This is a genomic window from Peterkaempfera griseoplana (genome assembly GCF_001418575.1).
GTDB classification, from domain to species: Bacteria; Actinomycetota; Actinomycetes; order Streptomycetales; family Streptomycetaceae; genus Peterkaempfera; species Peterkaempfera griseoplana.
Map to the genome: position 1 here is coordinate 167 of NZ_LIQR01000710.1, position 1,565 is coordinate 1,731.

Annotated in this window: 2 protein-coding genes and 1 pseudogene; 2 read left to right on the forward strand and 1 reads right to left on the reverse strand. The window is 69.6% G+C overall.

Annotated features, from left to right (window positions below; translation table 11 throughout):
* Positions 1 to 560: lytic transglycosylase domain-containing protein (locus AOK09_RS35795; protein WP_245687637.1), on the reverse strand; the 560-nt coding region annotated here is incomplete at its 3' end.
* A 276-nt stretch (positions 561 to 836) separates the two neighbouring features.
* Here AOK09_RS35795 and AOK09_RS35800 point away from each other — a divergent pair.
* Together AOK09_RS35800 and AOK09_RS40635 are read left to right on the forward strand one after the other, a co-directional pair.
* The gene (locus tag AOK09_RS35800; RefSeq protein ID WP_055591351.1) at positions 837 to 1,151 is read left to right on the forward strand and encodes a hypothetical protein; all 315 of its coding nucleotides are present in this window, start codon (positions 837 to 839) and stop codon (positions 1,149 to 1,151) included.
* A gap of 189 nt (positions 1,152 to 1,340) precedes the next feature.
* Positions 1,341 to 1,565 (forward strand): annotated as a pseudogene (locus AOK09_RS40635) (hypothetical protein); the annotation flags it as partial.

Here is a 1,565-nt window from a genome sequence, read left to right on the forward strand (position 1 = left end):
GCGGTGAACCCGGCGGCCAGGGAGCGGATCCGCTTCACGTACCCCTGGGTCTCGGCGTACGGCGGCACTCCGCCGGCCTGGATGACGGCGTAGGGGCCGGCGTTGTAGGCGGCGAGCATGTTGGCGACCCGGTCGCCGGGCACCTGGCGGGTGTCCCGGGCCAGTGAGCAGTCGTAGGAGGCCGCGGAGGGGATGGCGTCGGCGGGGTTCCAGATGTCCCTGCGTCCGTCGCCGTTGCCGTCCACGCCGTGGCTCTCCCAGGTGGGCGCGATGAACTGGGCGATGCCGTAGGCCTTGGCGGGGCTGACCGCGGTGGGGTCGAAGCCGCTCTCCTGGTAGAGCTGGGCGGCCAGCAGCGGGGGGCTGAGCTCCGGGCAGAGGGTGCCCCACTTCTGGATCAGTCCCTGGTAGGCGGCGGGGACGGTGCCGGGCGCCAGCGAGAGGGCTCCACCCGCGGACGCGGGGGCGGCGGCGTAGGTCCCCACGGCGACCAGTCCGAGGAAGGCGATGCCCACGGCGCCGGCCGCTCCGGCAGCGATCCAGGGCCTGCGCAGAACCATCACATGCCCCCTGCACGTGTCCGGCCGACGGACTGACGCCACCACACAGTGTGGGGCAGGGTATTGCTCTGAGCAATCATCAGAGGTACCAGGAGTGAGCGGTATCCTCTGTCTGAGGTACTGCCCACCGGACACATCCTGACGGACGTGTCCCACGCCGCACGACGAATCCTTGAGAAGTAGCCAAGTCGACATCAAATCTGGCCAAGAATGGTCCCCGACCCTTCGCCCGACCCCGGTGCGGGGCCTTGAATGCCTGATCAGGCGGTGAGATCTGTGTACCTGAGTGCGGAGCCCAAGAAGGGCAACATCGACACCATCATCGGCGGCATCGCGCCGGACTGGGGCCCGTTCGCCAGTCTCGGAGCGGAGGCGCGGGTCATGGTCGAGGTGGTGATGGCGGTCGCCATCCTGGGCTGCCTGGCCATCGCCATCTGGGGCGCTGCGAAGCAGCGCATCGGGGCCACCGCGATGCGCGACACCTTCAGCGCCGAACAGGGGAAAGGCCTGATCATCGCCGGGCTCACCGGCGTGTTCATCATCGGATCGCTGGGCACCCTGTTCACCATTGTCTATGGGATGGCCATCTGACGATCTGATTAGTCAGCCCGCAGCGCGGGGCGTACGCCCTCCCACGGCGCACACCACCCCGCATGCCGTGCCTCCCTGACGCCGGTCATACGCCCCTTGTAGCAGTCGCCCCTACCCGTCACCGTAGCTGTCATATGCCTCGGGCCCGCCCGCCCGGGCTGTTCCTTCCTTCGTCCCAGGAGGGCCGCCGTGTCGTTGTCCGACGACCAGCCGCACACTCGTACGCGGCTACCGGTCGGCGACCTGCCGCCCCCTCAGCCGCCCCGCCAGGCACGCCCGATGCGGACCCTGCTGACCGTGGTCGGCATCCTGGTCCTGCTGGTGGTGGCGATCTCCTTCGCCAACCGCGGCAAGCCGGCCCCCCGGCACGACAGCTCCACATCGGCCTCCACCGGCGGCTCCGGCAGCTCCGGC